Genomic DNA, 24,563 nt, shown 5'->3' with positions numbered 1-24,563 from the left:
TTTAGTTCTTTTGGTTGTATTAATTGTCACAAGTGGGATACGCATCTATCACATTTCCTAGCTTGAATACCAAAAGATAGCGTGTGAATTGAAAATCTAAGCTATAACTCACTAAACAATCATTAGAACTGAGTGATAGAATTAGATACCCCTAGTAGCCATCTTATGCTTTTATCTCCATCCACCACCTAAGGCTTCATATAAATCTACAATAGATACAAGCTGCTTTAGTTTACTCTCGATAATATTAAGCTCTGCGTTTAGTGCACTTTGTCTTGCAGTAAGTAAATCTAAATAAGTTGCATAACCGTTTTTTAAGAGCTCATCAGAATTTGCCTCTGCTGCGCGGAGGGCAGTCACCTCTTTATTGATAAATTCGAATTTTTTAGTTTCTGCTTCATATTCAAATAATGCATTTGATACTTCAGTTCCCGCAACAAGCAATGTCTTTTTAAATGCTAGTAAGCTCTGTTCTTGTTGAGCAATAGCAACTTTGCGCTGCGTTCTCAACTTTCGCTGATTCAAAAGTGGTTGTGTTAATCCGCCTATGACTGTTGCAAATAATGAGTTTGCACTCAAAAGCTCATCAATTTCAAGACTCTGGAAACCTCCTGCTGCGGTTAATCGCAATGAAGGATATAAGTTGCTTTTTGCGACATTAGTGAGCTCAAAAGATTGAATCAGATCAAACTCGGCTGCCATGACATCAGGTCTATTAGTTAATAGTGATGCTGGCACTCCTAGTTTTAATTCTTCATCAAGTATTTGACTATCTAATGTGCTTCTCTCAAAGCGTTGTCCAGGTTTACCTAGTAAAATACTAAGGATGTTTTCAGTTTTAAAAAGTGCCGTCTCAAGATCTACTTGTAGCGCTTTTGCATTGTTATACTGCGCGATGTTTTGATCTACTGCAACCTGTGTAACCTGTCCAGCATCTTTTAAGACTTTTATAGTTTCTACACTACGTTCTCTAGTTGCAACCGTTTCTTCTGTGATGGCTATCTGAGCATCTAGAGCAAGTAAGTTATAATAGGTGTTTGTGATACTTGCAACAAGCTGTGTTTTTACTGCTTGGTGTCCTGCTACACTTTTTAAATATGCTGCTTGCGTAGCTCTTTGGTTACTTCTTATTTTTCCCCAGATGTCTGCTTCCCAAGATAGATTTGCTGTGATATCAAATTGATCTGTAGCTCTGTTGGTTAAAAACTGACCAAACTGCGTGTTCTCAGAGAGTACTTGGTGTGTGAAATTTGCTCCCACATTTACGGTAGGTAAATAACCAGCCTTTCCTTGTTTCGCGTAAGCTTGTGCAGCAACCATCTGTTGTATAGCGATGCGCACATCCATGTTGTTTTCAAGTCCTTCTTGAATGTAAGACTGCAACTGCTCATCTGTAAATAAGGTTCTCCAAGATACATTTGCAATAGAAATACTATCTGTAGGAAGGTTATCTGTTCTATACAGTGCCTCTGTCTCAGCAGTAATATCTGGCTGTACATAGTCTTGCGCTACAAAGCAACTTTGAAATATGACAGCGACTACTAGCAAGAGTATAGGCTTGCTTATATTTTTATAGGTGATAGGTGATTTCATTATTCTTGTGTTTCAATAGTTTGTACTGCTGGTTTACTAGAAATGCGTTCTTGTAACCACTGAAAAAATATAAATAAGATTGGGATGACAAATACTCCTAAGATGGTTCCTATAAGCATTCCGCCTACGGCTCCTGTACCTATAGAGTTGTTTCCTTCAGACCCAACACCTTTAGCTAATACCAATGGCATTAATCCTAAAATAAAAGCAAAGGAGGTCATTAAAATAGGTCTTAGTCGAGATTTTGCACCGTTTATGGCAGCACTCACGATGTCCTCGCCATTTTTGCGCCTAGCGAGGGCAAACTCAACAATAAGAATAGCATTCTTGGCGAGTAGGCCTATCAGCATGATCAAAGCAATCTGGAAATAGATGTTGTTCTCTAGACCAAATAATTTGGTACTTATGTAGGCTCCAAAAACTCCAAATGGTAAAGAAAGTATTACCGCAAATGGTAATAAGTAACTTTCATATTGCGCACTTAATAAGAAGTACACAAAGAGAATACTCAACCCAAATATAAAAGCGGTTTGATTTCCTGCATTTACCTCTTCTCTTGTAAGACCAGAATATGCGACAGTATAGTTGTTAGGTAGCTTTGCAACCTCTTCATCTATTATTCTAATAGCGTCTCCAGTACTAAAGCTTTCATTTGTAGCACCAGTGATAGAAGTAGAATTAAATAGGTTAAAACGAGTAACAGATTGTGGTCCATACACACGTTCTAAGTTTACAAACTGTGTGATAGGAGTCATCTCTCCAGAGTCTGTTCTTACGTATATACTATTTAAATCTTCAACGCCAGCTCGATCATCAGGTAGCGCCTGAATATAGACTCTAAACTGCTTTCCAAACTTAGAAAAATCTGATGCATAAATACCTCCTATATATCCTTGTAATGTGGAGAAGATACTATTAATAGGCACTCCTTTTTCCTTAGCAAGAGGGACATTGATTTCCATCTCATATTGTGGATATTCTGTGCTAAAAGAGGACTGCGCATATTTAATTTCTGGATGTGACATTAATGCTGCAGCAAATTCTTTATTGGCAACGTCTAAGTCTTTAAACTCACCTCCAAACTTGTCTAATAAGTTTACTTCAAAACCAGATGAGTTACCAAATCCTCTAATACTAGGAGGAGAGAAGAAAATAATCTTAGCCTCAGGAATATTTGCAACTATACCAAAGAGTTTACCTGTGATAGCAGTGGCAGATAGTGAAGGATCTTCACGCTCATCCCAATTTGCTAGTTTTATAATTCCAAAGCCGTAGTTACTTCCTGCACCATTTATTAAACTTCTACCTTTAATAAAGTTGACACCCACAACGCCTTCTAAGCTATCAATTCTATCATATAAGTCTAGCGTTACAGCATTTGTTCTGTCTAGTGATGATCCCGCTGGAAGTTCAATATTTGCAAAAATAATCCCTCTATCTTCATTAGGCACAAAACCTGTAGGAGTTGTATTTGATGCCCAAACAATACCTACGATAGCAAGTGCTAATAATAAGACAGGCATCCATTTTTGTCTGTATAAGAATGAAAGCGAGTGACCGTATCTAGTAACAGTAGCATTAAAACCTCTATTAAATAAGGTATAAAATCGCTGTAAAGGTCCTTTTCCTTTGAGTTCCTCATCATCTTTGTGTGACTTTAAAAGTAACGCACACAACGCTGGACTCAGCGTCAAAGCATTTACCGCCGAAATAAGTATAGATATAATAAGTGTAACTCCAAATTGCTCATAAAATACTCCTGTAGGTCCTGTAACGAAAGTAACAGGGATAAATACAGCTGCCATTACCAGCGTAATTGAGATAATCGCTCCAGAAATTTCATTCATGGCGGTAAGCGTCGCCTTCTTAGGGTCTTTTTCTCCTTCATCCATTTTAGCATGCACAGCTTCTACTACTACAATAGCATCATCTACTACAATACCAATGGCGAGTACGAGTGCAAATAGGGTAAGTAAGTTGATGGAGTATCCAAAAACACTTAAAAAGAAAAATGTACCAATAATAGAAACAGGTACAGCAATGGCTGGAATAAGTGTAGATCTAAAGTCTTGTAAGAATAGAAATACTACTAAGAAAACTAATATAAAGGCTTCTAATAGGGTCGTAAGTACTTTATCTATAGATGCATTTAAAAACAAACTAGTATCGTAAGGAACAAAAACTCCTAGTCCTTCTGGTAAGTCTTTTTCTACAGATGCTATGGTTACTTTAATATTCTCAATAATCTCTCTTGCGTTAGATCCCTTTGTTTGGAAAATTCCCATAAAAACTGCAGGATGTCCTAAACTCACTGCGTTTGATGCGTAAGATTGTGCATCTAGCTCAATCGTTGCCACGTCATCTAGACGTAAAAACTGTCCGTTCCCTAATGCTTTGATGATAATATCTCCATATTGCTGTTGTTCCTTAAAGCGGCCACTATACGTTAGTGTATATGAAAAAGCCTCTCCATTATTTTCACCTAGCGATCCTGCTGCAGCTTCCAAGTTCTGTTCTTGTAATACCGCCTGTATATCTGATGGAATTAATCCGTATGAAGCAAGCTTCTCTGGCTTTAACCAAATACGCATTGCATAATCCTGTTGAGAAAATAAACTTACATCACCTACACCGCTTATACGCTGCATCGCTGGAATTACGTTTATTTTTAAATAGTTCTGGATGAATGTTGCATCATAATCTTCACTCTCAGAATACATGGAGATAAACATCAAAGCACTTGTTTCTTGCTTTTGTGTAGTAACACCAGTTTGTACTACTTCTTGTGGCAGTAGTGGTGTAGCTCTAGAAACACGGTTCTGTACGTTTACCGCTGCAATATCTGCGTCAATCTCTTGATTAAAATAAACCGTAATTTCGGCAGTACCATTGTTTGAAGCAGTAGAGGTGATGTAGGTCATCCCTTCTACACCGTTAATTTGCTCTTCAATAGGGATAATTACACTTTCTAATACTGTTTCTGCATTTGCTCCTGGATAAGAAGCAAGTACTTTTATGGTAGGTGGTGCAATATCTGGGTATTCTTCTATAGGTAAGCTAGTTATGCTTATAGCACCTAGTACCACTATGATAATAGAAATTACCGTTGAAAGCACTGGTCTTTCAATGAATGTTTTTAACATGTCTTGTGTTTTTTAAGTGTAACCTAGTTCTTAAATAGCGTTTGTATAGGTTTAGTAGCTTCCTCAAATGGAACTTCTTGAGGTGTGATAGTCATACCGCTTCTTAATTTTCCTACACCAGAAACGATGATAGTATCTGTGAGCTCGATACCTGATTCCACAACATATAGGTTGTCTACTATCGCTTTTACTTTGAGTATTGAAGTAGCTACTTTATTCTCATTGTCAACTTTAAAGAACATAATATTTCCTTGTTGTTCGTAGGTAGCTTCTTGAGGAATAACGATAGCATCCTCGTATATCGTTGGTATTTGTATTTTACCACTATTACCGTTTGTTAGTAATTGGTTAGGATTGTCAAAAACTGCTCTTAAACTTACAGTACCTGTGCGTTGATTAATTTGGCCGGTACTAGTTTGTATGGTTCCTTTCTCAGAATAGGTTGTTCCATTTGCAAGTATTAAACTCACATCAGAAAAGTTAGCAAGCTTTTCGGCGAGATCTTTTCCTTCTGCTTGTTGTAAGAAGTCTAAGTATTGTTTTTCATTAAGACTAAAGAAAGCATAAACCTTACTTATATCACTTACAGTAGTAAGCGGTTGAGGATCTGCAGGACTCACAAGCGAACCTTCTCTATACGTAATTGCACCTACAAAACCATCTACAGGACTTGTAATAGTTGCATAACCTATGTTTGCAGAGATACTGCTATAATTTGCTTTTGCTTGCGCTAGATTTGCTTTTGCAGTTTCTAATTGTACGGCACTTATGATATTCTTTTCTACCAGTGGTGTCAATTTATCAATTTCAACCTGAGCAACGTTTACTCTTGCTTTTGCTGCACCAGCATCTTGATTAAGTGATTGTGTCTCAAGTCTAAATAATACTTGACCCTTACGTACTTTTTGACCTTCGTCTACAAGTACTTGCTGTATATATCCAGATGCTTTTGCTCTTACAGCACTATTTACAATTCCTTCAAGACTTGTAGGGTATTCCTGGTAAGCGGTTACAGTTTTAGGCTGTAACTTCATTACTGGGAATGGAGCTGGAGGAGCTTGCTGTGCTGTAGCAGCAGTATCTTCTTGATTACCTCCACAACTTATTGTAATGAATAGCACGACAAGTGCAAGCAGGGTGAATGATGTATTTTTTTTCATGGTACTTTATATTTCAAATTTGGCGTCTGTTAACTTTGTTCTTAGTATTTCTATAGAAGCAGTGGCTTCATCTAAAAATTTGATATAATCATTATGAAAATTCAAATCAAATTTTTCTGCATCGTCACCATCATTTTGGAGATTCATTGTTTCCTTATAAGTCTTAATCTCTTCATGTAATTCTCGTACTTCTTTCCACTCATTCATGAGATTATCTACATGGTGTACTACCATATCCTTATTGATAATAAAGTACTTCTTACGATCACCAGTTTTTGTGAAATACTCGATTTTATTAAGGTCTTGTAGGTGATTGAGGTGTGTTGAAATCGTACTCTTACTAGCGCATAGTATATTAACCATGTCCTCAAAAGTGCTTCCTTTTTTTCCTGTAAGTATTGTATATGATAGTATGCGAGCTGCTACTGGAGCTAGTTGCTCTCGCTTTTCGATATGTACACCTAGTTTTTCAACAAGTGACATTTTTTCTTTACAAATTTTGTCTGTCATTATTCCTTAATTTATTCCCATCGCTCGATTGAACATACAGATGAGATTCAAATACGCGGCAAAATTAACCGTTAGTTCGGAACAAACCGAACCAATCGAAGTTAAAAAAAACATAATTAATATAGCTTTCGCGAAAGCGTTACAGAAACAAGGATAAGTACCTTTCAAAAGTACAGCACAGCTCTGCCATCACTACTTGTATTTGGCACTGATTGTTGAAATGTACCCAAATAAATAAGCCATCCTCTTGAGAAAAGGATGGCACAGCGTGAGTTTGCGAAACAGAATAGTAGAAGTTTAGCTAAAATCCATTCCCAAATCTAAATCAATATCATTCTTTACGGCAGCATCTTTATGAGCTGTAAATGTAGATTTTGGAGAAGTTTGAGTAGCAAGATGATTTGGGAGCTCCTCTAGAAAATAGGCGCTATTTTCTCCTAGTTCTTCTTGCGTATCCGTTTTATGATGAAAGGCGTTTATGGACTCCGTAGCTCTTGTGATAATGAGTTCGTTTTTTGCTCTAGTAAGTGCCACGTATAACACGCGTCTATCTTCTTCTACTTCCTCTAGATTCCCTAGACTGTAGGAGGAAGGGTAGGACTTAGGGGATACATTAAGTACAAAACAAACGTCTGCTTCAAGACCCTTAGCCGAGTGTACGGTAGAGATGGTGACGTGATCTTGATGATCTGTGGTGGTTAATTTACTGCCTTCTAAGGTGTTTTGACCTGAAACATGTGCAGCATTATCTAGAATCCCTTCTGAGATAAAAGCACCAAGCGTCGCATAGTTTTCAGAAAGCATTTCTAGTACAGGAAAATCGCCTTTGCGCTTTTCTGTCCAGTCTTTGCTGTACTTCATCGCAAGATCAAACTCCATAGCGCTGTAAAGTTCCTTGATTGCTTGCTTTACATTTCCTTTATTGTCAAAAACAGTTTTGTAAAACTTAGATACTTTTTCTCCTTCGGTACCAGAGATGATAGAGGTGAAGGTATCTGGCCTTATATCTTCTGGTGCAATTTGCATCACCTCGGTCATATAAGACGTTGCTTTTACAGCGCCAATACCGTGGATGAAAGTAAAAAAGCGAATCCACGCAATCTCATCTAGCGGATTGTTAATTACTCTCAATACCGCTACTAAATCTTTTATGTGAGCAGCTTCAAGAAACTTTCGTCCGCCAAAGGTTTGATAAGGAATCTTCTTTTGCAGAAACACTGCTTGCAGTGGTCTTGTGTAGTATTGCGATCTGCTTAATATTAAAAAATCAGAAAAGGAGCTCCCGCCACTAGAAAAGGCTTCTAGAATTTTATTGGCTATATAATTTGCTTCTTCAAATTGGTTATTCACATTCAAGATCACAGGTGCTTTTCCTGGTCCTCTGCTTGAGATCAGTTTTTTATTATACTGTACAGGTGATTTTTCTAGTAACCAGTTTGAAATATCAAGAATCTCCTGTGTAGAACGGTAATTCTTGTCCAATACTTTTACTGTAGCATCTGCCACACGTTCCTTAAATAAGTGAACATTCTTAAAATCTGCGCCACGGAAACTGTAAATAGATTGGGCATCATCTCCCACACAAAACAGGTGACAGATATGCTCAAAAGGCTTTAATAAAAACCATTGCAGCGGATTAGTATCCTGCATCTCATCAATCAAGATATGCTCGTATGAGGAAGCCAGAATCTCTCGTGCTTTCTCATCTTTATTCAATCTATTTGCTATAACAAGCAGTAAATCGTCATAATCAAGGTACTGCTGTCTCTTCTTTTGTAGCTGGTACTCTTTAATAAGATGCTCTAGTTGTGGTCGTAACGTAGCGATATCTTCAGTTACTTGAGGATCATCTTTTCCTTTATAGAGCAACTTGCGTATGGTATCAGTGAGGTTACTTCTCGTGTTACGTGCAAAGGAGAAGATATCGAGAATTTGCTGCGGCTTGATTCTTACTTTTCCATATTCCTCACTGGCATTTCCACATGCCATTTTCATCAAACTTAATTGATCATCTGGATCAATTACCGTAAAACTTGCCGCACCAAAAAGATTTGGGAACTTCACAATAAGCTGGTTACACCAGCTATGAAAGGTGCTACCATTAATCGCGCCGCTTGTACCAGCAGGTAACCCTGCTTTTACACGCTCTACAATCTCGCTCGCAGCCCTTTTTGTAAATGTGAGGATCTGTATCTTTTCTGGACGTACGCCAGATTGAATAAGATACTCCGCTCTACCTACAATAGTTTTAGTTTTACCAGTACCTGCTCCTGCAAGTAGCAGTAAGTGTTTACCATCAAAAGTGATGGCCTCACGTTGCTTAGTGTTATATGAATCTATAATAGCAGTTTTTTTATTTTCAAAGATAGGAAATTATTCATAATTTTGGATTTTATCCTACACTTCAATATATTGAGAAGAGCCTTCTTAGATCTACAAACTAACAGCAATAATTTAAAAATAGCGAGCGCTATTGCATTTTCTGTGGTCGTTTTTGATGACGAAGAGGAGTTGTATTATCATGAGAGCCTTATCAAACCGCTTCAAGTGCTTTCCTCAGATCAGGAATTTACTTACGGGATAACTAATAAATCACTGCGAAAAGCACCATCATTCATAGATATCGCGAGTTTACTCATCGACAATTTGGAAGACTGTGAGATTGCATATTTTGATAATTTCTCACAGCAATTGCTACGCAGCAGTTTTAGGGAGATTGGGTATCCACTAGGGAAGTCTTCCCTTATTTTTAATGCTACTTCCTCCAGAAAGAGTAGCAGCGCTGCACAACTATCTTTTGAGGAAACTGCAGCAGTCCATTCGGTGGAATATGATTCTTTGAAAGCTGGCATGAATGCTCGAGCACTGTCTCAATTGTTTCAAATTAAGGCTAGTGTGGATGATAATGAGAGTTACGCTTTCGCGAAAGCGGAACAAAACACCATCGCTACCACAAGCCTATATGACCATTTACCTAAAACAAGTGGCGTGTACTACTTTAGGAACGCAGCCGACGAAGTGATTTACGTAGGAAAAGCAGTCGACTTAAAAAAGCGAGTGATTTCGCATTTTAAGAGCAGATTAGTTTTTGAAAAGACACTGTGCAAAGAAACCGTCGCTGTAGAATATGTTGAAACCGGAAACGAGTTAATCGCTTTACTCAAAGAGTCGGCAGAGATTAAACAGCTTGCACCTATCTATAATTCGCAACAGATAGAGACCAACAACCCTTGGATTGTGGAATCTAAAATAGATGCCAAAGGAATCTTGAGAATTGTGCCCACAGAAAAGAGCTACACAGACTCCTGTCATACCGTTTCTTTTAATAGGGATTCTGTAATCCAGCAACTCAAACTATTACAAATAATGCACGCGCTATGTCCAAGATTTATGGGTGTAGAACGTACTGCTGGTTCTTGCTCTAGTAAAGCTTGTAAGGGCGTATGTAGGGGAGAAGAACCCAAGGAAATATACAATGCAAGAGTCTACAAAGCGCTGGAAACTCTCACAAGTAAAGAGGAAACATACTATCTAGACCTCATAGGAAGAACCAGTAATGAACGCTCTTTTATACTTGTAATAGACGGAATTTATATGGGTTATGGTTATATCACAAATCAAGAAACGGTAAATACCATAGAAGATCTTGAGGCGTATCTTATTCCTCAAGACCATACGTATTACACCAGCAGGAGCATTCTCACGCATCTTAAAAAACGCGGAGTTATTAAAAATTTCTTAAGATAACGCGCTTTAATTTCCCACTTTCACTGCCATTTTGCTGTTTTTATGTTCATTAAAAGGCACTTTTTCTTATTTGATACATCCTCTTGAGTGTAGGAGGTAAGAGCTGTTTTGGTTGATTTTTTGTGTGAAAATCGAATCATTTTCGGTTGTCATAATAATGTCTGCTAAGGCATTTTTTATTTTAAGAGCGCTCTAACACATGGAGTTAAATAAGATTAAATGTCATTTTAAAACAAAGAGTCACTCGTAATTTTATAAAAAAAAGAGAGATGGAAAAGGATAAAATAACGAAGACAGAGATAAAGGATACAAACGACCGTCCCAACGGATTAGGATATGGTGGAAGAGATAAACCATCATCTAAAGATCTTAATAAGAACGAGGAAGAGTAGCATTTTTAAAATTGCTACGATGTACCGATAACGTACACATTATAACTAATCATGTGTTTCTATTAAGAGACACTTATAAAACTAACAATTATGAAACAGACAACAGCAGAAGCAGCAAGAGAACAATCTCACATAGATATCGTAAGTAACTTACAAGGAATTCTAGAAAAGAATTACGATGCAGAGGAAGGATACAAAGAAGCAATGCTCAAGGCAGATAATAGTTACTTAAAAGACTACCTCAAGAACAAGGCAGCAACAAGAGCAACATTTGCCACAGAGATAAGTGACATTATTTTAAAGCTCAATGAAACTCCAAAAGAATCAGGAAGCACAAAAGGAAGTATCCATAGAACATGGATGAGCATTAAAGATGCCTTTAGCTCAAACTCAGACGAGGGAATCCTTGAAGAATGCATTCGTGGAGATAAAGCGAGTATAGAGGAGTACAACGAAGTGATGGAAAACCAAGCGTTTCCAGTTGAAATTACAAGCGTACTCACAAATCAATTACTACAAGTAAAAAAATCTGTAAATGATATAAAGAAGATAGAAGATTTATTCTAGACCCTATCAAGTAAGAAAAAAGCCACCTTCGGGTGGCTTTTTTTTTGCTACCTTATGAAGCAATATGATATTTGGCAAACTTTTTAAATGGATTGGCAGCTCCCCAAAGAGGTTCAAAACCGTTTGTTATATCAGTGAGCACCATTGTAATTTAACTCATTCAGAAGTAAATATACTTCTAAAAAGATCTCAAATTTATAATATTGGACACGGTGTAAATGGTGTTCTTATAAGTGCATCAAATCGATTTTTTCAAATACTAGAAGGAGAGGAAAAGGAAATCAATGAGCTGTTTGAAAGAATTCAAGCAGATGACCGCCATACAAATATTTTAAAGCTGTTTAATACTACGATTGATCGTCCATTTTTCTCATCGTACAATAGTTCTTTTAGAGTAGGTCTAGGAAGTGATGAGATTAACGAGATAAATAAATACCTTTCGATTACCACAAACCATCCCTTTGAAGCAAATGTTGTAGGTATTCTCAATTCCATGGCACTCTCTGCAAGGCTAGCATGAAAGTATGAGTTGTAGGGATTATAATTTTAAACAGACGTTTCTTTAATCTAACGTTAATAACTGCGGCTAGCCTTAACACTTCTCACCCTTCCCGTTAAAATATTCTTTAGGTTTTTGTAATGTGTATTGAGACATGGCTTTATGTTTTTAAATTTATATAAAACCAATTATTATGAAAGCACAAGCATATTTATCATTTGACGGAAATTGCCAAGAGGCATTAAATTTTTATAAAGGAATTCTAGGTGGAGAGGTTGTAAACCGCGAGACTTGGGAAGGAAAGGAAACAGATATTCCAGAGCATTACCGCAACAAGCTGCAACATGCAGAACTTAAAGGAAAAGGATTTCACTTTATGGCGTATGATGCAGCACCAGATACACCACTTACTTCAGGTAATAAGGTGTGTATGAGTCTAGATTATAGCGATACTGCAGAGGCTCAATCTGCATTTGAAGCGTTGAGCGCGCAAGGAAAAATTAATTCACCATTCCAAGAGACTAGTTGGAACGCACATTATGGACGTTGCACAGATCAGTACGGAGTAGAGTGGATGGTAAATGCCAAATAAATCCACAGAAAACATAAAGTAAAGCCCTCACAAGAGGGCTTTTTTAATCTTAAAAATAAAAATACATGGAAAACTGGATGACCGCATCAATGCCCATTATAGGTAAAGTATTAATATCAATAATAGCCATATTTACAGTGATGATTATTATCACGAGGATTTCTGGTTTACGCACATTTGCAAAGATGTCAAGCTTTGACTTTGCATCAACCATTGCGGTAGGTTCTGTACTTGCATCCATTATTCTCAACCCAGACCAATCACTTCTTAAAGGAGGAATCGCACTAGCAGGTATTATTGCTTTTCAAACATTATTTGCCTTGCTAGTGAGGAAAAGTACATTTTTTAAAAATCTAGCTACTAATGATCCATTATTGTTAATGAAGGACGGGAAGATTCTTTATAAAAACTTAGAAAAATCAAACGTAGGTGAGGGAGATTTGATTGCAAAACTAAGGGAAGCAAACGTGCTTGACTACAGTGAGGTAAGAGCCGTTGTACTAGAAAGTACAGGTGATATGTCTGTACTTCATGATGACGGAGACAACAAACTTGCTGATCAACTTTTAGAAGGCGTGCGCATTCATTAATTGACTTATTTTTTGATTTTTTATATCTCAGATAGACATAAAAATAGGAGCTGATATAAGTCATAGTTTATTTTCATAGTTGTAGGTAGGTTTGAGAAAGACCACCACTATTATGAAAAATATCCTTTTACTTACAGACTTCACGTTAAAATCTGATAATGCTCATGCATATACTTTTGACTTTTTTAAAGGGCAAGAGTGCGAGTTTCACTTACTCAGTATTCAAAAAACATGGGAGTACACCACAGATGATTTAATGATCTCTAGTCCTAGAGGAAATATAGACAACGCATTACTTGGTGATAATAGAACCAAAGTAGATGCAATGATTGGTCATTATAAAGAAACTTATAACAATAGTTCATTCACTTTTCAAGGTCATGTGGATTATGATGTATTTACAGATGCCATAAGCCAGGCTGTTACTGCATATAATATTGATTTAGTAGTATGTGGTACAGATGGTAAAACTGGAATTGTTGAAAATATATTCAGCTCACATGCTCTTAGAATTATAAGAAAAGTGGAGTGTCCTGTACTCGTAATTCCAGAAAAGTATAGGTTTATAACTCCTAAGAGGATACAGTATTTGCTCGATTATGATGATACTTTTGAGATGTGTGGTAAGGAACCATTAATTGACATAACTCATAAATATGCATCTAGTATAGATGTTTTGAGACTCACCTTTGGCTTTCATATGGAAGATCATGAATTTGAATATGAGCATACAGAAATCCAGAAGTTATTTCCAAGCACAACCATAAGCTACGCTAGGCACATAGATGAAAATCCCGTAGCGGTAATAAGAGAATCTCTATTGAAAAGATCTTGCCAACTTCAAGTACTATCCGCCAAAAATCAAACTTTTCTAGAACGTATATTTTCATATTCTCATCTATCACAGATTGTTAATACTGTGACTACACCCTTGTTGATATTAAGAGATTGTAACTCTTAACCTTAGGTTGTATGCTCACTAGATACCTTCCTGTATTTTTATTACTAGCCTTACTGGCCGAAATTTTAGGAACCGTAGGTGGATTTGGGTCATCAGTATTTTTTGTGCCCATAGCAAATTTTTACTTTGATTTTCAATCGGTACTTGGTATCACGGCACTATTTCACTTGTCTAGCAACGTTACTAAGATCGCTTTTTTTAGAAAGGGCTTAGATAAGCGTCTCTTGTTTTATCTAGGTATTCCTGCCGTAATTTTTGTGACGATAGGAGCATTTGCAAGCAAGTATGTAGACCCTACATTTCTAGGACTTATACTGGGCATATTTCTCATTCTCTTGAGTCTTACTTTCTTGATATTTAAAAAACTAACCATAAAAGATTCTCCTAAAAATGCAATCACGGGAGGCATACTTTCTGGTTTGAGTGCAGGGTTGCTAGGTACAGGAGGAGCGATACGAGGTATTACTATGGCGGCCTTCAAGATGGATAAGGCAACTTTTATTGCAACCTCTGCGGTGATTGATCTTGGCGTAGACTTTAGTAGGACTGTCATTTATTTTTATAACGGATACATACATACGCATGATCTTTACCTAGCTCCCTTATTACTCGTAGTAGCAGTCATTGATACGTGGATAGGTAAGAAAATTTTAAACCATTTTTCGCAAGAGCAATTTAGAACTTTTGTACTTGTATTGATTTTACTCGTTGGTATCGCCAGTATTGCGTCAGATTATATTTGAACGAGTTCAGCTATCTAGAGTTATGAGCTCTCTGTTGTAAATGCTATGATTGATGTAAAAGGTTGTTACGCTTTCGCGAAAGCGTTATTATCACCATACAAAGTCTTGAAAACCTACTTAAAAAGATCAGAATTTTCAAGCTGCTTACAAGCCTCTTCATAACCAATCTCAAAAATCGCAGGAATACTTCGCATACTGAAAGTACCAAATTTGGCTAGCTTCTCTGGGCATATTAATAAATCACAGTCTTTAAACTTGTTGAGTCCTTTTTGATGTAAGTTGATTTCATAAGCTCTATTGAGTACTTGATATGAGTATTTTAAATCTCCTATTTCAATAGCACTCAGCGGATTTACATAACTACCGATAATAAGGTCACACTTGGGTACAAGCGGTTCTATAGGAAAGTCATCTATCACACCGCCGTCAAAGTAATGAACACCGTCAATCTCTATGGGAGTAAAAATCCCAGGAAAAGAAGCAGATGCGATAACTGGATTAATTAAAGGACCAGCGTCAAAAGTGCGCAGTTGGCCAGTAATCACCGTAGTCGCTGTAATGGATAATGGTAGTTGTAGCGACTCAAAACTATCTTCTGAGAAATATGCCGATAGGTCTTTGTGAAATAACAAGGAATCTAAGAAGCCAGGTTTCCTTCGAGCAAATCTTTTTATGGAGAAAACAGGCGTTGTTTTAAAAAAATCATAAATCGCTTCCCAGTCGTGACCAGCAGCATATAGCGCACCTACAATAGCGCCAGCACTAGTGCCAGAAATATGCGTAGGTTTAATATTATGTTCTGATAATGCTTTGAGTACGCCCAGATGAGCAACACCTTTAATTCCGCCTCCAGAAAAAGAAAGACCTATATTCATGATTGATTTATTATAATGCTAAGATAGCAAACCGTGTAACGGAATATCTTAAGATTTACTTACAACTTCACACCATAACTCAAATCTCCAGCATCACCTAGACCCGGAATAATATATCCTTTTGAACTAAGCTTATGATCAATAGCCGAAATCCACAAATGTGTGCTCTCTGGAAATTCCTTTTGCACATAATCAACTCCTTCTTGAGAACCAATTACTGAGATAATGTGTATTTGTGCTGGTGTGCCATGAGGTTTTAATGCATCAAGCACATTTTTAAGCGTTTTACCCGTTGCAAGCATAGGATCTGTAAGGATTAACGTCTTACCCTCAAGCGATGGAGCCGCTAGATATTTTACAATAACCTCAAATTCATCATCATCATTAGGGTGATTTCTATAGGCAGATATAAATGCATTTTCTGCTCTGTCAAAATAATTGAGGAGTCCTTGATGTAATGGTAATCCCGCACGTAATATAGAGCACAACACAATGTCTTGTTGTGGTAAACTCATTTCCTTTTCACCTAAAGGAGTTTGTACCTTTTTAGTATCAAACTCTAATGATTTACTCATTTCATAAGCTAGAATTTCTCCGACACGTTCAATATTTTTTCTAAAACGCATTGCATCTTTCTGAATATCATGGTCTCTCAACTCATAAATAAACTGGTTAAGGATAGAATGATCTTTAGAGTAATCGTGTATGTGCATATCAAGAATTTTTAATGAGATATAAATATATAGAAAGGCAGACTTATAAGACCTTTTTTAACACGGAGTACATAAAGGATTGTAGTCGGTACATTTCTGTTCTACCTGTTTTTTTTCCTATTCTACCCGCAATATAAAGACCAATCCAAATAAGAAAAAACAGTATCATCCCTAATAATGGAAATATGTAAGATAATGTCAAAGTGATATTAGTGTATAACCATACCGCACTTGCCATAAATAGAATAAAAACTACAAAATGAAAAAACATAAATAGTGTCCATACCGTTGGGCTAGGTCCATAAAGTCCCTTTATTACTGTAGGTTGTGAATCAATTTTATAGATTTCAAGATGTAGTTGTGGAGACCAGAAGTGTTGCTCATTCTTAGGAATGCTTATAAAAATATGATCATCTGCTCGATGTACAATAAAGTCTTTTGAGATTGCCCCAACATCTTCATAAGCACGTAGAATCGTTTCTGGAAGCACCGTATACTCAAGCGTAAAACGCGGTCTTAATACAATATCATTAGGAAGTTCCATAGGTTAGATGTTTCTAGTAATTAATATCATACTAGTAGGGCGATGTATATTATAAATATAGTTCTGTTCTATGGTATGTAATATGACCGTTGTCATAGTATTCCCTATACGTAGCCAATAGCTTTGAGTAGTTATACCTCTTAATAATTACGACATATGAAACATCTTTTCCAACTTCTTTTGTTAGGTCTTACCATGTCCAGTTACGCTCAAGTATGGAGTGTAGAGTTACGACCTACTTTACATATTCCTACTCGGGAAGTAGCAAATCAAAAGTTGCGCATAGGTAATGGACTAGAGTTGACAGGAGTTTTATCTATAGGTAAGCGCACAGATGTATACGGAGGTCTTATCTGGAATCGCTTTGATACGGATGAAGGTTTTGAAGAGTCTGATATAGAATTTATACAAAAAGGTTTCCTCTTTGGAGGGATGGTGTCATTCTCTATACTTGAATCCCAGAAAAATCCTTTTTATGTACGAGCTGGCTTAACTCTAATGACCGTAGACACAGAGCGTACAGAAGGAAATTTTATTATTAAAACAGATCCCGCAATTGGTACTCATCTAGGGCTGGGGATGAAAATTATAAGCCTAGGGAACTGGCATGTGCTTCCAGAGGTACGCTACGGAAACTCTTCACACAGATATCAAGAAGCAGGTGAATATCGCCATATCTCCTTTGGTAATATTTCTATTACCGCAGCATTGAGAAGGAGTTTCTAGTAGCGCCATTTACAGTAAGAACTAGCAGGTAACACCTGATAATTATCATAGTATCTATCTTTTTTTCTTTCTAGATTTACTGTAAACACTACATATTATGACAATTACATTTCAATACGTAAAAATTCAAGAGAGTGATACATTAAGTGCTGCTACGATAGAGCATCTCAATAAACTCAATAAAAAGTATCCAGAACTTATAAGAGCGCAAGTCTTTTTTAAAATGGAGAATACTCCAGCTCCAGAGCAACAAACCTGCGAGATAGAATTAAGCGCTCCTGGTCCTAGACTATTTGCCACTACAACTGCTGTACACTTTGAAAAAGCAATGAAGGAAACCATCTCAGACCTAGACAAACAACTGGAAAAACGTAAAGAAATTTTAAAATCCCATTAAACTATTTGTTATGAAAAAAATATTAGTACCTGTAGACTTTTCGACACATTCAGAATATGCACTTGAGACTGCTTCCGCTTTCGCGAAAGCGCACAATGCAGAGATTATATTGCTCCACATGTTAGGCTTATCAGATAGTCTTCTTCCTAAGGATGAAAGCGAAGGAGTAAACCAAGCTGTCTTCCATATGAAACTTGCCGAAAAGCAATTTAAAGAGTTTAGAGACAAACCTTATATGAAAGGTATCACAGTGACCGAAGAAGTTCAAAATCATACAGTTTTTCATGATATCAACGAGCTGGCATCTCAGCAAGAAGTAGATTTAATAGTCATGGGGTCGCATGGGGTTAAAGGACTCAGAGAAGAGTTTGTAGGGTCAAATACTGAGAAAGTGGTGCGTAGCTCCACAATTCCCGTGCTAGTAGTTAAAGAAAAAATGACCTCTTTTATACCTAAGAATGTTGTTTTTGCTTGTGACTTTAAATTAGAAAATATCAAAGCATATAGAGACGCAATTCCACTATTTGAAGAAATGGAGGCTCGTATCCATCTTGTATATGTGAATCTCCCTACAGATCGCTTTAAAAGCTCAAAGGAGATAGAAGAAACCATGGCAGCCTTTATGCGTGCAGCAGAGTTTGGGACAGAATTACATCAAGAAGATCTTATGATTGTAAACGGTTATACCATAGAGAGCGGACTTTATGAATATGCAGAAAAGGTAGGTGCAGATGCACTTGCAATGCCTACTCATGGTCGTAAAGGGCTAGCACATTTCTTTGCAGGTAGCGTGGCAGAGAATATAGCAAATCACTCAACACTACCTGTGTTTACTTTTAAAATGTAATACACAACTTCCAATAAAAAAGGGGTGAGTTTCTCAAGAAACTCACCCCTTTTTTTATGCTTGACTTTTAGATGGATTATCTTGAAGCAAGCAACAACGGTTGTTGATAGCGCTCTATAAGATGCATAATTTCTATGAGCGGTATTACAACGCTATACTGGCCGGTATATGATGGGCAAATGATACAGTCGTCAAAGTAAAACTCAATAGCGTTATCGTTAATTACAAAGTTATTTTTATAGGCTTTAAAGTCGGTATCAGATATTTCCCAGCAGTCATAGAACATTTCGCCAGAGTGAATTTGCTCGTAAATGGTTTGATTAATTAAATCAAATACTTTCTTCTCTGCTCCAGCGATAAAAAAGTCATCAAAATAGATGAACTCCTCCTTATCTACATTGTAATTAAGACAGTCAAACATGTAAGTAGAGTGCAACATTCCTGAGTAATAATTTTCTTTATAGAGCAGTATACTTACAAGATTTCTCTCATTTGCGTGAAGTTTAAAATCTATAATACGTTTATCTCTAAAACGCTTAATACTCAAAGTGTCGCATAGTAGTTCTTTATCCTCAAGAATCTCATTTACAGTGCGCTCTACATTTAAGTAACTCTCTGCCATATATTCATTAAACGCCTTGTACTTAGGGTTTAAAGTCTCATTAAGATAAGGATAGGTGTAATCTAGAAGATAATCGTCTGCCTCTTTATATAGTTTTTTTGACTCTACAACGGCTTTTAAAATCGTGCGATCATCTGGTATTTTGATCAGCCCTTCTTTTTTTGAAAGCTGACTTTTTGCTTGAATTTCCATGATGTCCTTATCTGTGAGGTACAGAGAATCTGCAGAGTCTGGATCGAGTAAACCAGCTTCCTTCTGAGGTTCGGTATTTAATGGTGTTTTCTGCAGTTTATCTGTAGGTTCTTTGCAGCTAGCTAGTAATAATATTGTGATTAGAGTTAGATAGGTTTTCATAATAATGTTTTTAAGTGTCGTAAATGTAATTTTGAGATTGATGGATTACTATGATATCCGTCAGCTTAGATGTGTTACAACAAGAAGAAGTACATGTTTTTTGAATTCGCTTTCGCGAAAGCGTACTTTAAAAATCCACCCTACTTTGTGGTAGTTGTAGTCATGTTAATGATGGTAGGCGGCATTTTGATAACCTCAAGAGTGGTAGAGGCGATAACCACTTGGTCATTGGTTTTAAGAATCGCTTCTTGAATGCGAGACTGGAGGAGGTCCTTTGTGATTCTACGCTTTTTGTAGTCTACTATATATCTCAAATTAAATTGCACCCAGTTATCTGTGAGCGTGATGGCAAGGGTAGGAGCAACAAGGGCATCTTCTATGTAGTACTTTTCAACAACTTGCTGCCAGTGATCGCGCGCAAAATTTACATAGTCTGCAAGTACCTCTTGTGCAACCTTTGTTATAATCTCTTTTGTAAGTGCCATATCTGAACTGTGATGAATGGGAAGATTAAATTCATCCCAGATAAAAGGAAAATCTTGGGAGTAATTATAAATAGGTCCTTTAAAAACAAAGGCATTACTCAGTTTTACAATTCGGCCGCTATAATTATCTGAGCTTACCCATTCTCCTATTTCCATCATGGTGGTGTAAATGCTATCTATATCGATCACATCTCCTTTAATCCCATTAATCTCTATGCGGTCTCCAGGTGCATATACTTTTACTATAAAAATGTATAAAGAGCCAGCAATACTGAGGATAAGTTCTTGTAAAGTAAATGCTATTCCTGCAGAAAATAACCCAATGGCGAGCGTAAAGTCTTCTATATTTCCAGTAAAATAGGAAACTGATAATAAGGCGATAAAGACGTAACCCACAATTTCAATCGCTTTTTGAGATTTGTAACGAGTGTTTGTATTGGGTAATCTTTTCTTAAGAAACTTACGTACTAGTTGTACGATTATAACAATAAAAAGCACCCATAAAACATAGCGTATTACATCAATACCTGCGGGATGCTCCGTAAACCAGTTTCTTATGTATTCTAGTTGATCCAAGATAATTAATTTTTTGCCTCCCCATATTTGAGAATAATCCCGATTTGTCCTGCGTGATATGCAGTATGTGATGTGATACGACCTAGGGCTTGCGCTTTTGTTTTTGCACCAAATTCTATGGTCTCAATAACTGTCTCCCAGTCTGCATCTACTTGCTTCTCTATAATTGCCTTTAAAACAGATTTTGATCTGTTTAAGATGTCCTTAAGCGCGTTGAGATCTACCCACTCACCAGTATCGTGTTTTGCAATGACCGTTTTTGCTATAATTTTTGTGTCTTTTGCTCCAAAAACATTTTTGGCAAATAATAATTCCACCTCTGCAATATGTCTTAGTAAGAAACCTAAACTGTTAGGCGATGGAGATAGTGTTTTTCGTAAATCTTGTTTTGTAATTAAATGGAGTTTATCCTCTAGTCGTGTATGAGCTTCTTCCCATAATGCTAGTAATAATGAAGTTTGTGTAGCCATTATTGAAATCTTTTAAGTTGGTTTTCTAGCTCGCTCAGATGGTGTTGCATTTTTTCAAGACGTTCTAATAGATGAAAAATCGTTTCAATACCGGGTAGGTTAATGTCGAGCTCTTGATTAAAAACAAGAATGCGTTCAAGTTTTTGAACTTCTGTTTCTGGTATAAAGAGCGTATTCTCTTTAGTCACGACAGTAACAAGTCCAAAGTTGTTTAAATCTTCTATAAATGTTAGTGCAATCTCATGACTTTTACAGAAGTTTTCGGCGGGTATTAAGATGTGTTTTTCCATAATTAATCAAGTGCTGCAAGTTGTTCATAAAGCTCTTTTTGTGCTGGAGTAAGAGTAATAGGTATGGTGATTTGATAAGTCACAAACAAGTTTCCGAAGGTGTCATCCTTTTTATAAACGGGAAATCCTTTTCCGCTAAGTTTTATTTTGGTGCCATTTTGAGTACCAGGTTTTACCTTGAGCTTTACGGTACTGTCTAAAGTTTTTATGTGAATATCTCCACCTAGTACAGCAGTAGTGAGCGGGATGTTATGTGTAATAAATAAATCTGCTTTTTCGCGATGAAAAGGAGTGTTATTTGTAATTGAAAAAGTGATATACAAATCCCCTTTAGGATCGTTATTAGGACTTTTACCACCATGATTTTTGATCTTAATGGTTTGTCCATGTTCTACACCGGCAGGTATGGTAATTCTTATGTTTTTGCCATTTACAGTGAGAGTACGCTTTGTGGTTTTAAACACATCCATTAAGTTGAGATGCAACTCTGCTTGCACATCTTGCCCACGATAAGTGGCTCGCTGTTGCTGTCTTCCAGCACCTCCAAACATATTTTCAAAAAAGTCTGAAAAGTCCTCTTCACCACCTCCAGAATATCTTTGATATTGCTGTCGTGATTGCTGGCTATTACGTTGCTTACTAGTTTTTTCATAAGCCTCTGCATCTTTCCAGTTTTCACCGTATTGATCGTATTTTTTACGATTTTCTGGATGACTCAAGACTTCATTTGCCTCCTTTATTTCCTTAAACTTATGTTCTGCCTCTTTATCATTAGGATTGAGGTCAGGATGGTATTTGCGTGCGAGTTTACGATATGCTTTTTTGATATCTGCTTCGCTTGCACTTTTGGTAATACCCAGTATCTTATAGTAATCTATAAATTGCATCTTTAAGAGAATATATTAATGTGAGAGCGCCATTTCTAATTTGCCTAGCATGACAAGTTCAGATTTATTAACGCCAGAAAATGCACGCGCAATTGTCCATGCTGTTTGTAGAATGATGTTCTTAACTTCTAGTGTGAAAAACTGTGGCTGTTTATTTCTATAGGTAATAAATGCATCATACATATCTTGAGGATCTTCATTAAAAGCTTCTACACTTTCAAAAACAATCTCTATAAGATAGGCAGCATCAGAGCCAAAGGCATCCTCCAGATCATCAAGATCTAGCCAGTAATCATGAATACACGATTTGAGCCTAGAAAACTCCTCATCTTTTACAACATTATCTGCTGCGGCAACAGCATAAAAGAGTTTTCCTAGCTGGTGATAAAATAAGTTGTCTTTTTTGTTAGTAAGAGCCATAAGGATAGTATTTACATCTGCAAATTAAGTCCTTGAAATGGTGTAGTCTATGATATTTATCATAGGCATATCTTGCTTTTATTCTCAAGTTTATAGGGTATTAAAAGTTATACCCACGAGCACTAGACAGCACATTACCAAGACAAGAAATTACTCTCTTTATGTAATAGTATAAGTACGCTTTCGCGAAAGCGTAAAAAATTATAATTATGCTCTGTAAATAGTTAGAGTAAAGTGCCTTTAAAATGAGGTGTGCAAGTTTCTTAATAAGTCGCAAATCAGATTTTGTTTTTGGTGTGTATTAATTTCTAGTTTCATTACTTCATACTCTATTATTCTTGTACTTTTAGGGGTATGGAATTTTTTGAAGAAAGTATTGAAGAAGCTTTTATGATTCTCTTTGAAGGAGCGTCAGAAGGGATTGTAGTTGTAAATGCAGACCAGATGATTGTAGCAACAAATCAATCTGCTCGCGACATTTTCGGCTATGAAAAGAAGGAGCTAGAAGGCAGGTCGCTAGAAACCTTAATCCCTATGCGTTTTCATAAGAAGCACGTGGGGCACTTTGATAAGTTTATGCATCATAGTGATAAACGTGAGATGGGCAAGGGGCGTGATCTTTATGGGTTATGCAAAGATGGAAGTCAAGTACCTGTAGAAGCCGGACTTAATCCTTTTGTTCTTCACAAAAAGAAGTATGTAATGGCACTGGTAACAGATATTACCGTGCGTAAAAACGCAGAAAAGGAACTTAGACAATGGGCAAACATTTTTAATGAGTCGCTCAATGAGATTTTTATTTTTGATGCAACAAGTCTAAAGTTTATTAATGCAAATCTAGGAGCGCAAGAAAATATAGGATACACACTTGATGAGCTCATATCAATGACTCCTGTTGATATAAAGCCGGAGTTTACACAAACTCAGTTTCGTGATTATATCGCTCCATTACTCAATGGAGTAGAGAAGAAGTTAATTTTTAAAACCACGCACGAGCGCAAGGACGGTAGTCATTACCCAGTAGAGATACACTTACAACCTTCAAACGCTGACGATACTAATACGCTTGTTGCCATTATTCTTGATATTACAGAGCGTGTAAATTATACAGATAGACTTGAGAAGACTGTAGAGGAACGCACACATCAGCTAGAAGAAGCCTTGCAAACAGAAATAGAACTCAACGAACTAAAAACAAAGTTTTTGTCTCTTGTTTCTCATGAGTTTAAAACACCATTGAGTGGTATTTTAACTTCGGCGACACTCGCAGGAAAGTATACAACAGAAGAGCAACAAGATAAAAGAGTAAAGCACCTTAACACGATACAGAATAAGGTTAAGTATCTCAATACTATTATAGATGATTTTCTATCTATCGAGAGGTTAGAAACTGGAAAGACTAATTATGCATACACGACGTTCCCACTTAGCAAAGTGCTTAACGAAGTAATTTATGATGCAAACATGCACCTTAAAGATGGCCAGCATATTAAGTATCCTACAGATGCAGATGAGTTTATTATTAATTTTGATGAGAAAATTATGGAGCTCGTGTTGAGCAATTTAATTTATAACGCCATCAAATATTCATCTGAAGGCACGATAGTAGATATCCAACTCAAAAAGAATGAGCAAGGACTCGAGATTAAGATCATTGATCAAGGAATAGGGATACCAGAACACGAGCAAAAATTTATTTTTAATCGATATTTTAGAGCAGAAAATGCATTGTTAAATGCAGGAACAGGGATAGGACTTAACATTGTCAAGACGCATTTAGAAAACCTTGGAGCTTCTATTAGTTTTGAAAGTAAACATAATGAAGGTTCTACATTTACAGTTACAATACCAATCACATAG

General features: G+C 36.7%; 26 protein-coding genes. 12 read left to right on the top strand and 14 right to left on the bottom strand.

What is annotated here, in order from left to right:
- Positions 1–171: 171 nt before the first annotated feature.
- The 5 genes from ACJJVW_RS01080 to ACJJVW_RS01060 form a co-directional block, all read right to left on the bottom strand.
- On the bottom strand, positions 172–1,593 hold the full coding sequence (locus ACJJVW_RS01080) for an efflux transporter outer membrane subunit (RefSeq protein ID WP_405250460.1): 1,422 nt from the start codon (positions 1,591–1,593) through the stop codon (positions 172–174).
- A complete protein-coding gene (locus ACJJVW_RS01075) occupies positions 1,593–4,736 on the bottom strand; it encodes an efflux RND transporter permease subunit (protein ID WP_405250459.1) in 3,144 nt (1,047 codons plus the stop codon). Before ACJJVW_RS01075 ends, ACJJVW_RS01080 begins: the two co-directional genes overlap by 1 nt.
- Positions 4,737–4,759: 23 nt before the next feature.
- A complete protein-coding gene (locus ACJJVW_RS01070; RefSeq protein ID WP_405250458.1) occupies positions 4,760–5,896 on the bottom strand; it encodes an efflux RND transporter periplasmic adaptor subunit in 1,137 nt (378 codons plus the stop codon).
- A 6-nt stretch (positions 5,897–5,902) separates the two neighbouring features.
- Positions 5,903–6,406 (bottom strand): GbsR/MarR family transcriptional regulator, encoded by a 504-nt coding sequence (locus ACJJVW_RS01065; protein ID WP_298327462.1) that lies wholly within the window; start codon positions 6,404–6,406, stop codon positions 5,903–5,905.
- A 297-nt stretch (positions 6,407–6,703) separates the two neighbouring features.
- On the bottom strand, positions 6,704–8,746 hold the full coding sequence (locus ACJJVW_RS01060) for an ATP-dependent helicase (protein WP_405253037.1): 2,043 nt from the start codon (positions 8,744–8,746) through the stop codon (positions 6,704–6,706).
- A 45-nt stretch (positions 8,747–8,791) separates the two neighbouring features.
- Here ACJJVW_RS01060 and ACJJVW_RS01055 point away from each other — a divergent pair, with 45 nt between their 5' ends.
- The 8 genes from ACJJVW_RS01055 (at position 8,792) to ACJJVW_RS01020 (ending at position 14,497) form a co-directional block, all read left to right on the top strand.
- Positions 8,792–10,153, top strand: coding sequence for a GIY-YIG nuclease family protein (locus ACJJVW_RS01055; RefSeq protein WP_405250457.1), 1,362 nt, complete (start codon positions 8,792–8,794; stop codon positions 10,151–10,153).
- Positions 10,154–10,422: 269 nt separating this feature from the next.
- Positions 10,423–10,545, top strand: coding sequence for a hypothetical protein (locus ACJJVW_RS01050; protein ID WP_405250456.1), 123 nt, complete (start codon positions 10,423–10,425; stop codon positions 10,543–10,545).
- Between the two features lie 90 nt (positions 10,546–10,635).
- On the top strand, positions 10,636–11,112 hold the full coding sequence (locus ACJJVW_RS01045; RefSeq protein ID WP_405250455.1) for a PA2169 family four-helix-bundle protein: 477 nt from the start codon (positions 10,636–10,638) through the stop codon (positions 11,110–11,112).
- Positions 11,113–11,176: 64 nt separating this feature from the next.
- Positions 11,177–11,632: a BLUF domain-containing protein gene (locus ACJJVW_RS01040; protein ID WP_339849393.1), complete on the top strand. Its 456-nt coding sequence runs from the start codon at positions 11,177–11,179 to the stop codon at positions 11,630–11,632.
- Between the two features lie 172 nt (positions 11,633–11,804).
- Positions 11,805–12,203, top strand: a complete 399-nt coding sequence (locus tag ACJJVW_RS01035; protein ID WP_339849395.1) for a VOC family protein — start codon at positions 11,805–11,807, stop codon at positions 12,201–12,203.
- 65 nt (positions 12,204–12,268) lie between these two features.
- On the top strand, positions 12,269–12,793 hold the full coding sequence (locus ACJJVW_RS01030) for a DUF421 domain-containing protein (protein WP_405250454.1): 525 nt from the start codon (positions 12,269–12,271) through the stop codon (positions 12,791–12,793).
- 112 nt (positions 12,794–12,905) lie between these two features.
- Entirely contained in the window at positions 12,906–13,754 is an 849-nt protein-coding gene (locus ACJJVW_RS01025; RefSeq protein ID WP_405250453.1) for a universal stress protein, read from the top strand.
- A gap of 11 nt (positions 13,755–13,765) precedes the next feature.
- On the top strand, positions 13,766–14,497 hold the full coding sequence (locus tag ACJJVW_RS01020) for a sulfite exporter TauE/SafE family protein (protein WP_405250452.1): 732 nt from the start codon (positions 13,766–13,768) through the stop codon (positions 14,495–14,497).
- 113 nt (positions 14,498–14,610) lie between these two features.
- Here ACJJVW_RS01020 and ACJJVW_RS01015 read toward each other — a convergent pair whose 3' ends face one another.
- From ACJJVW_RS01015 to ACJJVW_RS01005, 3 genes are read right to left on the bottom strand one after another with little or no spacing between them, the layout of a single operon-like run.
- Positions 14,611–15,372: a patatin-like phospholipase family protein gene (locus ACJJVW_RS01015; protein WP_298327487.1), complete on the bottom strand. Its 762-nt coding sequence runs from the start codon at positions 15,370–15,372 to the stop codon at positions 14,611–14,613.
- A 59-nt stretch (positions 15,373–15,431) separates the two neighbouring features.
- Complete coding sequence (upp, locus tag ACJJVW_RS01010) at positions 15,432–16,085, bottom strand: uracil phosphoribosyltransferase (protein WP_405250451.1); 654 nt, start codon at positions 16,083–16,085, stop codon at positions 15,432–15,434.
- A gap of 43 nt (positions 16,086–16,128) precedes the next feature.
- On the bottom strand, positions 16,129–16,629 hold the full coding sequence (locus ACJJVW_RS01005) for a GTP-binding protein (protein ID WP_405250450.1): 501 nt from the start codon (positions 16,627–16,629) through the stop codon (positions 16,129–16,131).
- 156 nt (positions 16,630–16,785) lie between these two features.
- On the opposite strand from ACJJVW_RS01005, the gene ACJJVW_RS01000 reads away from it, so the two are divergent.
- From ACJJVW_RS01000 to ACJJVW_RS00990, 3 genes are all read left to right on the top strand, one after another.
- Positions 16,786–17,355 carry a hypothetical protein gene (locus tag ACJJVW_RS01000; RefSeq protein ID WP_405250449.1) on the top strand — a complete coding sequence of 190 codons (570 nt, stop codon included), beginning with the start codon at positions 16,786–16,788 and terminating at the stop codon, positions 17,353–17,355.
- 97 nt (positions 17,356–17,452) lie between these two features.
- Complete coding sequence (locus tag ACJJVW_RS00995; protein WP_405250448.1) at positions 17,453–17,752, top strand: HPF/RaiA family ribosome-associated protein; 300 nt, start codon at positions 17,453–17,455, stop codon at positions 17,750–17,752.
- A gap of 10 nt (positions 17,753–17,762) precedes the next feature.
- Positions 17,763–18,599 carry a universal stress protein gene (locus tag ACJJVW_RS00990; RefSeq protein ID WP_405250447.1) on the top strand — a complete coding sequence of 279 codons (837 nt, stop codon included), beginning with the start codon at positions 17,763–17,765 and terminating at the stop codon, positions 18,597–18,599.
- Positions 18,600–18,675: 76 nt separating this feature from the next.
- Here ACJJVW_RS00990 and ACJJVW_RS00985 read toward each other — a convergent pair whose 3' ends face one another.
- The 6 genes from ACJJVW_RS00985 to ACJJVW_RS00960 all read right to left on the bottom strand — a co-directional run bounded on the left by ACJJVW_RS00985 (position 18,676) and on the right by ACJJVW_RS00960 (position 22,703).
- A complete protein-coding gene (locus ACJJVW_RS00985) occupies positions 18,676–19,575 on the bottom strand; it encodes an RsiV family protein (RefSeq protein ID WP_405250446.1) in 900 nt (299 codons plus the stop codon).
- A 140-nt stretch (positions 19,576–19,715) separates the two neighbouring features.
- Positions 19,716–20,636 carry a mechanosensitive ion channel family protein gene (locus ACJJVW_RS00980; RefSeq protein ID WP_405250445.1) on the bottom strand — a complete coding sequence of 307 codons (921 nt, stop codon included), beginning with the start codon at positions 20,634–20,636 and terminating at the stop codon, positions 19,716–19,718.
- Positions 20,637–20,641: 5 nt separating this feature from the next.
- A complete protein-coding gene (locus ACJJVW_RS00975; protein ID WP_405250444.1) occupies positions 20,642–21,106 on the bottom strand; it encodes a DinB family protein in 465 nt (154 codons plus the stop codon).
- Positions 21,106–21,396, bottom strand: a complete 291-nt coding sequence (locus tag ACJJVW_RS00970; protein WP_405250443.1) for a chaperone modulator CbpM — start codon at positions 21,394–21,396, stop codon at positions 21,106–21,108. Before ACJJVW_RS00970 ends, ACJJVW_RS00975 begins: the two co-directional genes overlap by 1 nt.
- A gap of 2 nt (positions 21,397–21,398) precedes the next feature.
- The gene (locus ACJJVW_RS00965) at positions 21,399–22,283 is read right to left on the bottom strand and encodes a DnaJ C-terminal domain-containing protein (protein ID WP_405250442.1); all 885 of its coding nucleotides are present in this window, start codon (positions 22,281–22,283) and stop codon (positions 21,399–21,401) included.
- 15 nt (positions 22,284–22,298) lie between these two features.
- Positions 22,299–22,703 (bottom strand): hypothetical protein, encoded by a 405-nt coding sequence (locus ACJJVW_RS00960; protein WP_405250441.1) that lies wholly within the window; start codon positions 22,701–22,703, stop codon positions 22,299–22,301.
- Positions 22,704–23,057: 354 nt separating this feature from the next.
- Between ACJJVW_RS00960 and ACJJVW_RS00955 the strand changes: the two genes are divergently transcribed.
- Positions 23,058–24,563: a PAS domain S-box protein gene (locus ACJJVW_RS00955; protein WP_405250440.1), complete on the top strand. Its 1,506-nt coding sequence runs from the start codon at positions 23,058–23,060 to the stop codon at positions 24,561–24,563.

Origin of the sequence: Dokdonia sp. Asnod3-C12 (assembly GCF_045063975.1) — a bacterium.
Lineage (GTDB): Bacteria > Bacteroidota > Bacteroidia > Flavobacteriales > Flavobacteriaceae > Dokdonia.
The sequence above is the reverse complement of the archived record's forward strand: the minus strand, read 5'-3'. Positions and strand labels throughout refer to the sequence as shown.

What these genes read in the sequence shown, in the direction of transcription:
- ACJJVW_RS01080 (WP_405250460.1), bottom strand. Translation starts at nt 1,593, where the DNA reads ATGAAATCACCTATCACCTATAAAAATATAAGCAAGCCTATACTCTTG.
- ACJJVW_RS01075 (WP_405250459.1), bottom strand. Translation starts at nt 4,736, where the DNA reads ATGTTAAAAACATTCATTGAAAGACCAGTGCTTTCAACGGTAATTTCT.
- ACJJVW_RS01070 (WP_405250458.1), bottom strand. Translation starts at nt 5,896, where the DNA reads ATGAAAAAAAATACATCATTCACCCTGCTTGCACTTGTCGTGCTATTC.
- ACJJVW_RS01065 (WP_298327462.1), bottom strand. Translation starts at nt 6,406, where the DNA reads ATGACAGACAAAATTTGTAAAGAAAAAATGTCACTTGTTGAAAAACTA.
- ACJJVW_RS01050 (WP_405250456.1), top strand. Translation starts at nt 10,423, where the DNA reads ATGGAAAAGGATAAAATAACGAAGACAGAGATAAAGGATACAAACGAC.
- ACJJVW_RS01045 (WP_405250455.1), top strand. Translation starts at nt 10,636, where the DNA reads ATGAAACAGACAACAGCAGAAGCAGCAAGAGAACAATCTCACATAGAT.
- ACJJVW_RS01040 (WP_339849393.1), top strand. Translation starts at nt 11,177, where the DNA reads ATGATATTTGGCAAACTTTTTAAATGGATTGGCAGCTCCCCAAAGAGG.
- ACJJVW_RS01035 (WP_339849395.1), top strand. Translation starts at nt 11,805, where the DNA reads ATGAAAGCACAAGCATATTTATCATTTGACGGAAATTGCCAAGAGGCA.
- ACJJVW_RS01030 (WP_405250454.1), top strand. Translation starts at nt 12,269, where the DNA reads ATGGAAAACTGGATGACCGCATCAATGCCCATTATAGGTAAAGTATTA.
- ACJJVW_RS01025 (WP_405250453.1), top strand. Translation starts at nt 12,906, where the DNA reads ATGAAAAATATCCTTTTACTTACAGACTTCACGTTAAAATCTGATAAT.
- ACJJVW_RS01020 (WP_405250452.1), top strand. Translation starts at nt 13,766, where the DNA reads ATGCTCACTAGATACCTTCCTGTATTTTTATTACTAGCCTTACTGGCC.
- ACJJVW_RS01015 (WP_298327487.1), bottom strand. Translation starts at nt 15,372, where the DNA reads ATGAATATAGGTCTTTCTTTTTCTGGAGGCGGAATTAAAGGTGTTGCT.
- upp (WP_405250451.1), bottom strand. Translation starts at nt 16,085, where the DNA reads ATGCACATACACGATTACTCTAAAGATCATTCTATCCTTAACCAGTTT.
- ACJJVW_RS01005 (WP_405250450.1), bottom strand. Translation starts at nt 16,629, where the DNA reads ATGGAACTTCCTAATGATATTGTATTAAGACCGCGTTTTACGCTTGAG.
- ACJJVW_RS01000 (WP_405250449.1), top strand. Translation starts at nt 16,786, where the DNA reads ATGAAACATCTTTTCCAACTTCTTTTGTTAGGTCTTACCATGTCCAGT.
- ACJJVW_RS00995 (WP_405250448.1), top strand. Translation starts at nt 17,453, where the DNA reads ATGACAATTACATTTCAATACGTAAAAATTCAAGAGAGTGATACATTA.
- ACJJVW_RS00990 (WP_405250447.1), top strand. Translation starts at nt 17,763, where the DNA reads ATGAAAAAAATATTAGTACCTGTAGACTTTTCGACACATTCAGAATAT.
- ACJJVW_RS00985 (WP_405250446.1), bottom strand. Translation starts at nt 19,575, where the DNA reads ATGAAAACCTATCTAACTCTAATCACAATATTATTACTAGCTAGCTGC.
- ACJJVW_RS00975 (WP_405250444.1), bottom strand. Translation starts at nt 21,106, where the DNA reads ATGGCTACACAAACTTCATTATTACTAGCATTATGGGAAGAAGCTCAT.
- ACJJVW_RS00970 (WP_405250443.1), bottom strand. Translation starts at nt 21,396, where the DNA reads ATGGAAAAACACATCTTAATACCCGCCGAAAACTTCTGTAAAAGTCAT.
- ACJJVW_RS00965 (WP_405250442.1), bottom strand. Translation starts at nt 22,283, where the DNA reads ATGCAATTTATAGATTACTATAAGATACTGGGTATTACCAAAAGTGCA.
- ACJJVW_RS00960 (WP_405250441.1), bottom strand. Translation starts at nt 22,703, where the DNA reads ATGGCTCTTACTAACAAAAAAGACAACTTATTTTATCACCAGCTAGGA.
- ACJJVW_RS00955 (WP_405250440.1), top strand. Translation starts at nt 23,058, where the DNA reads ATGGAATTTTTTGAAGAAAGTATTGAAGAAGCTTTTATGATTCTCTTT.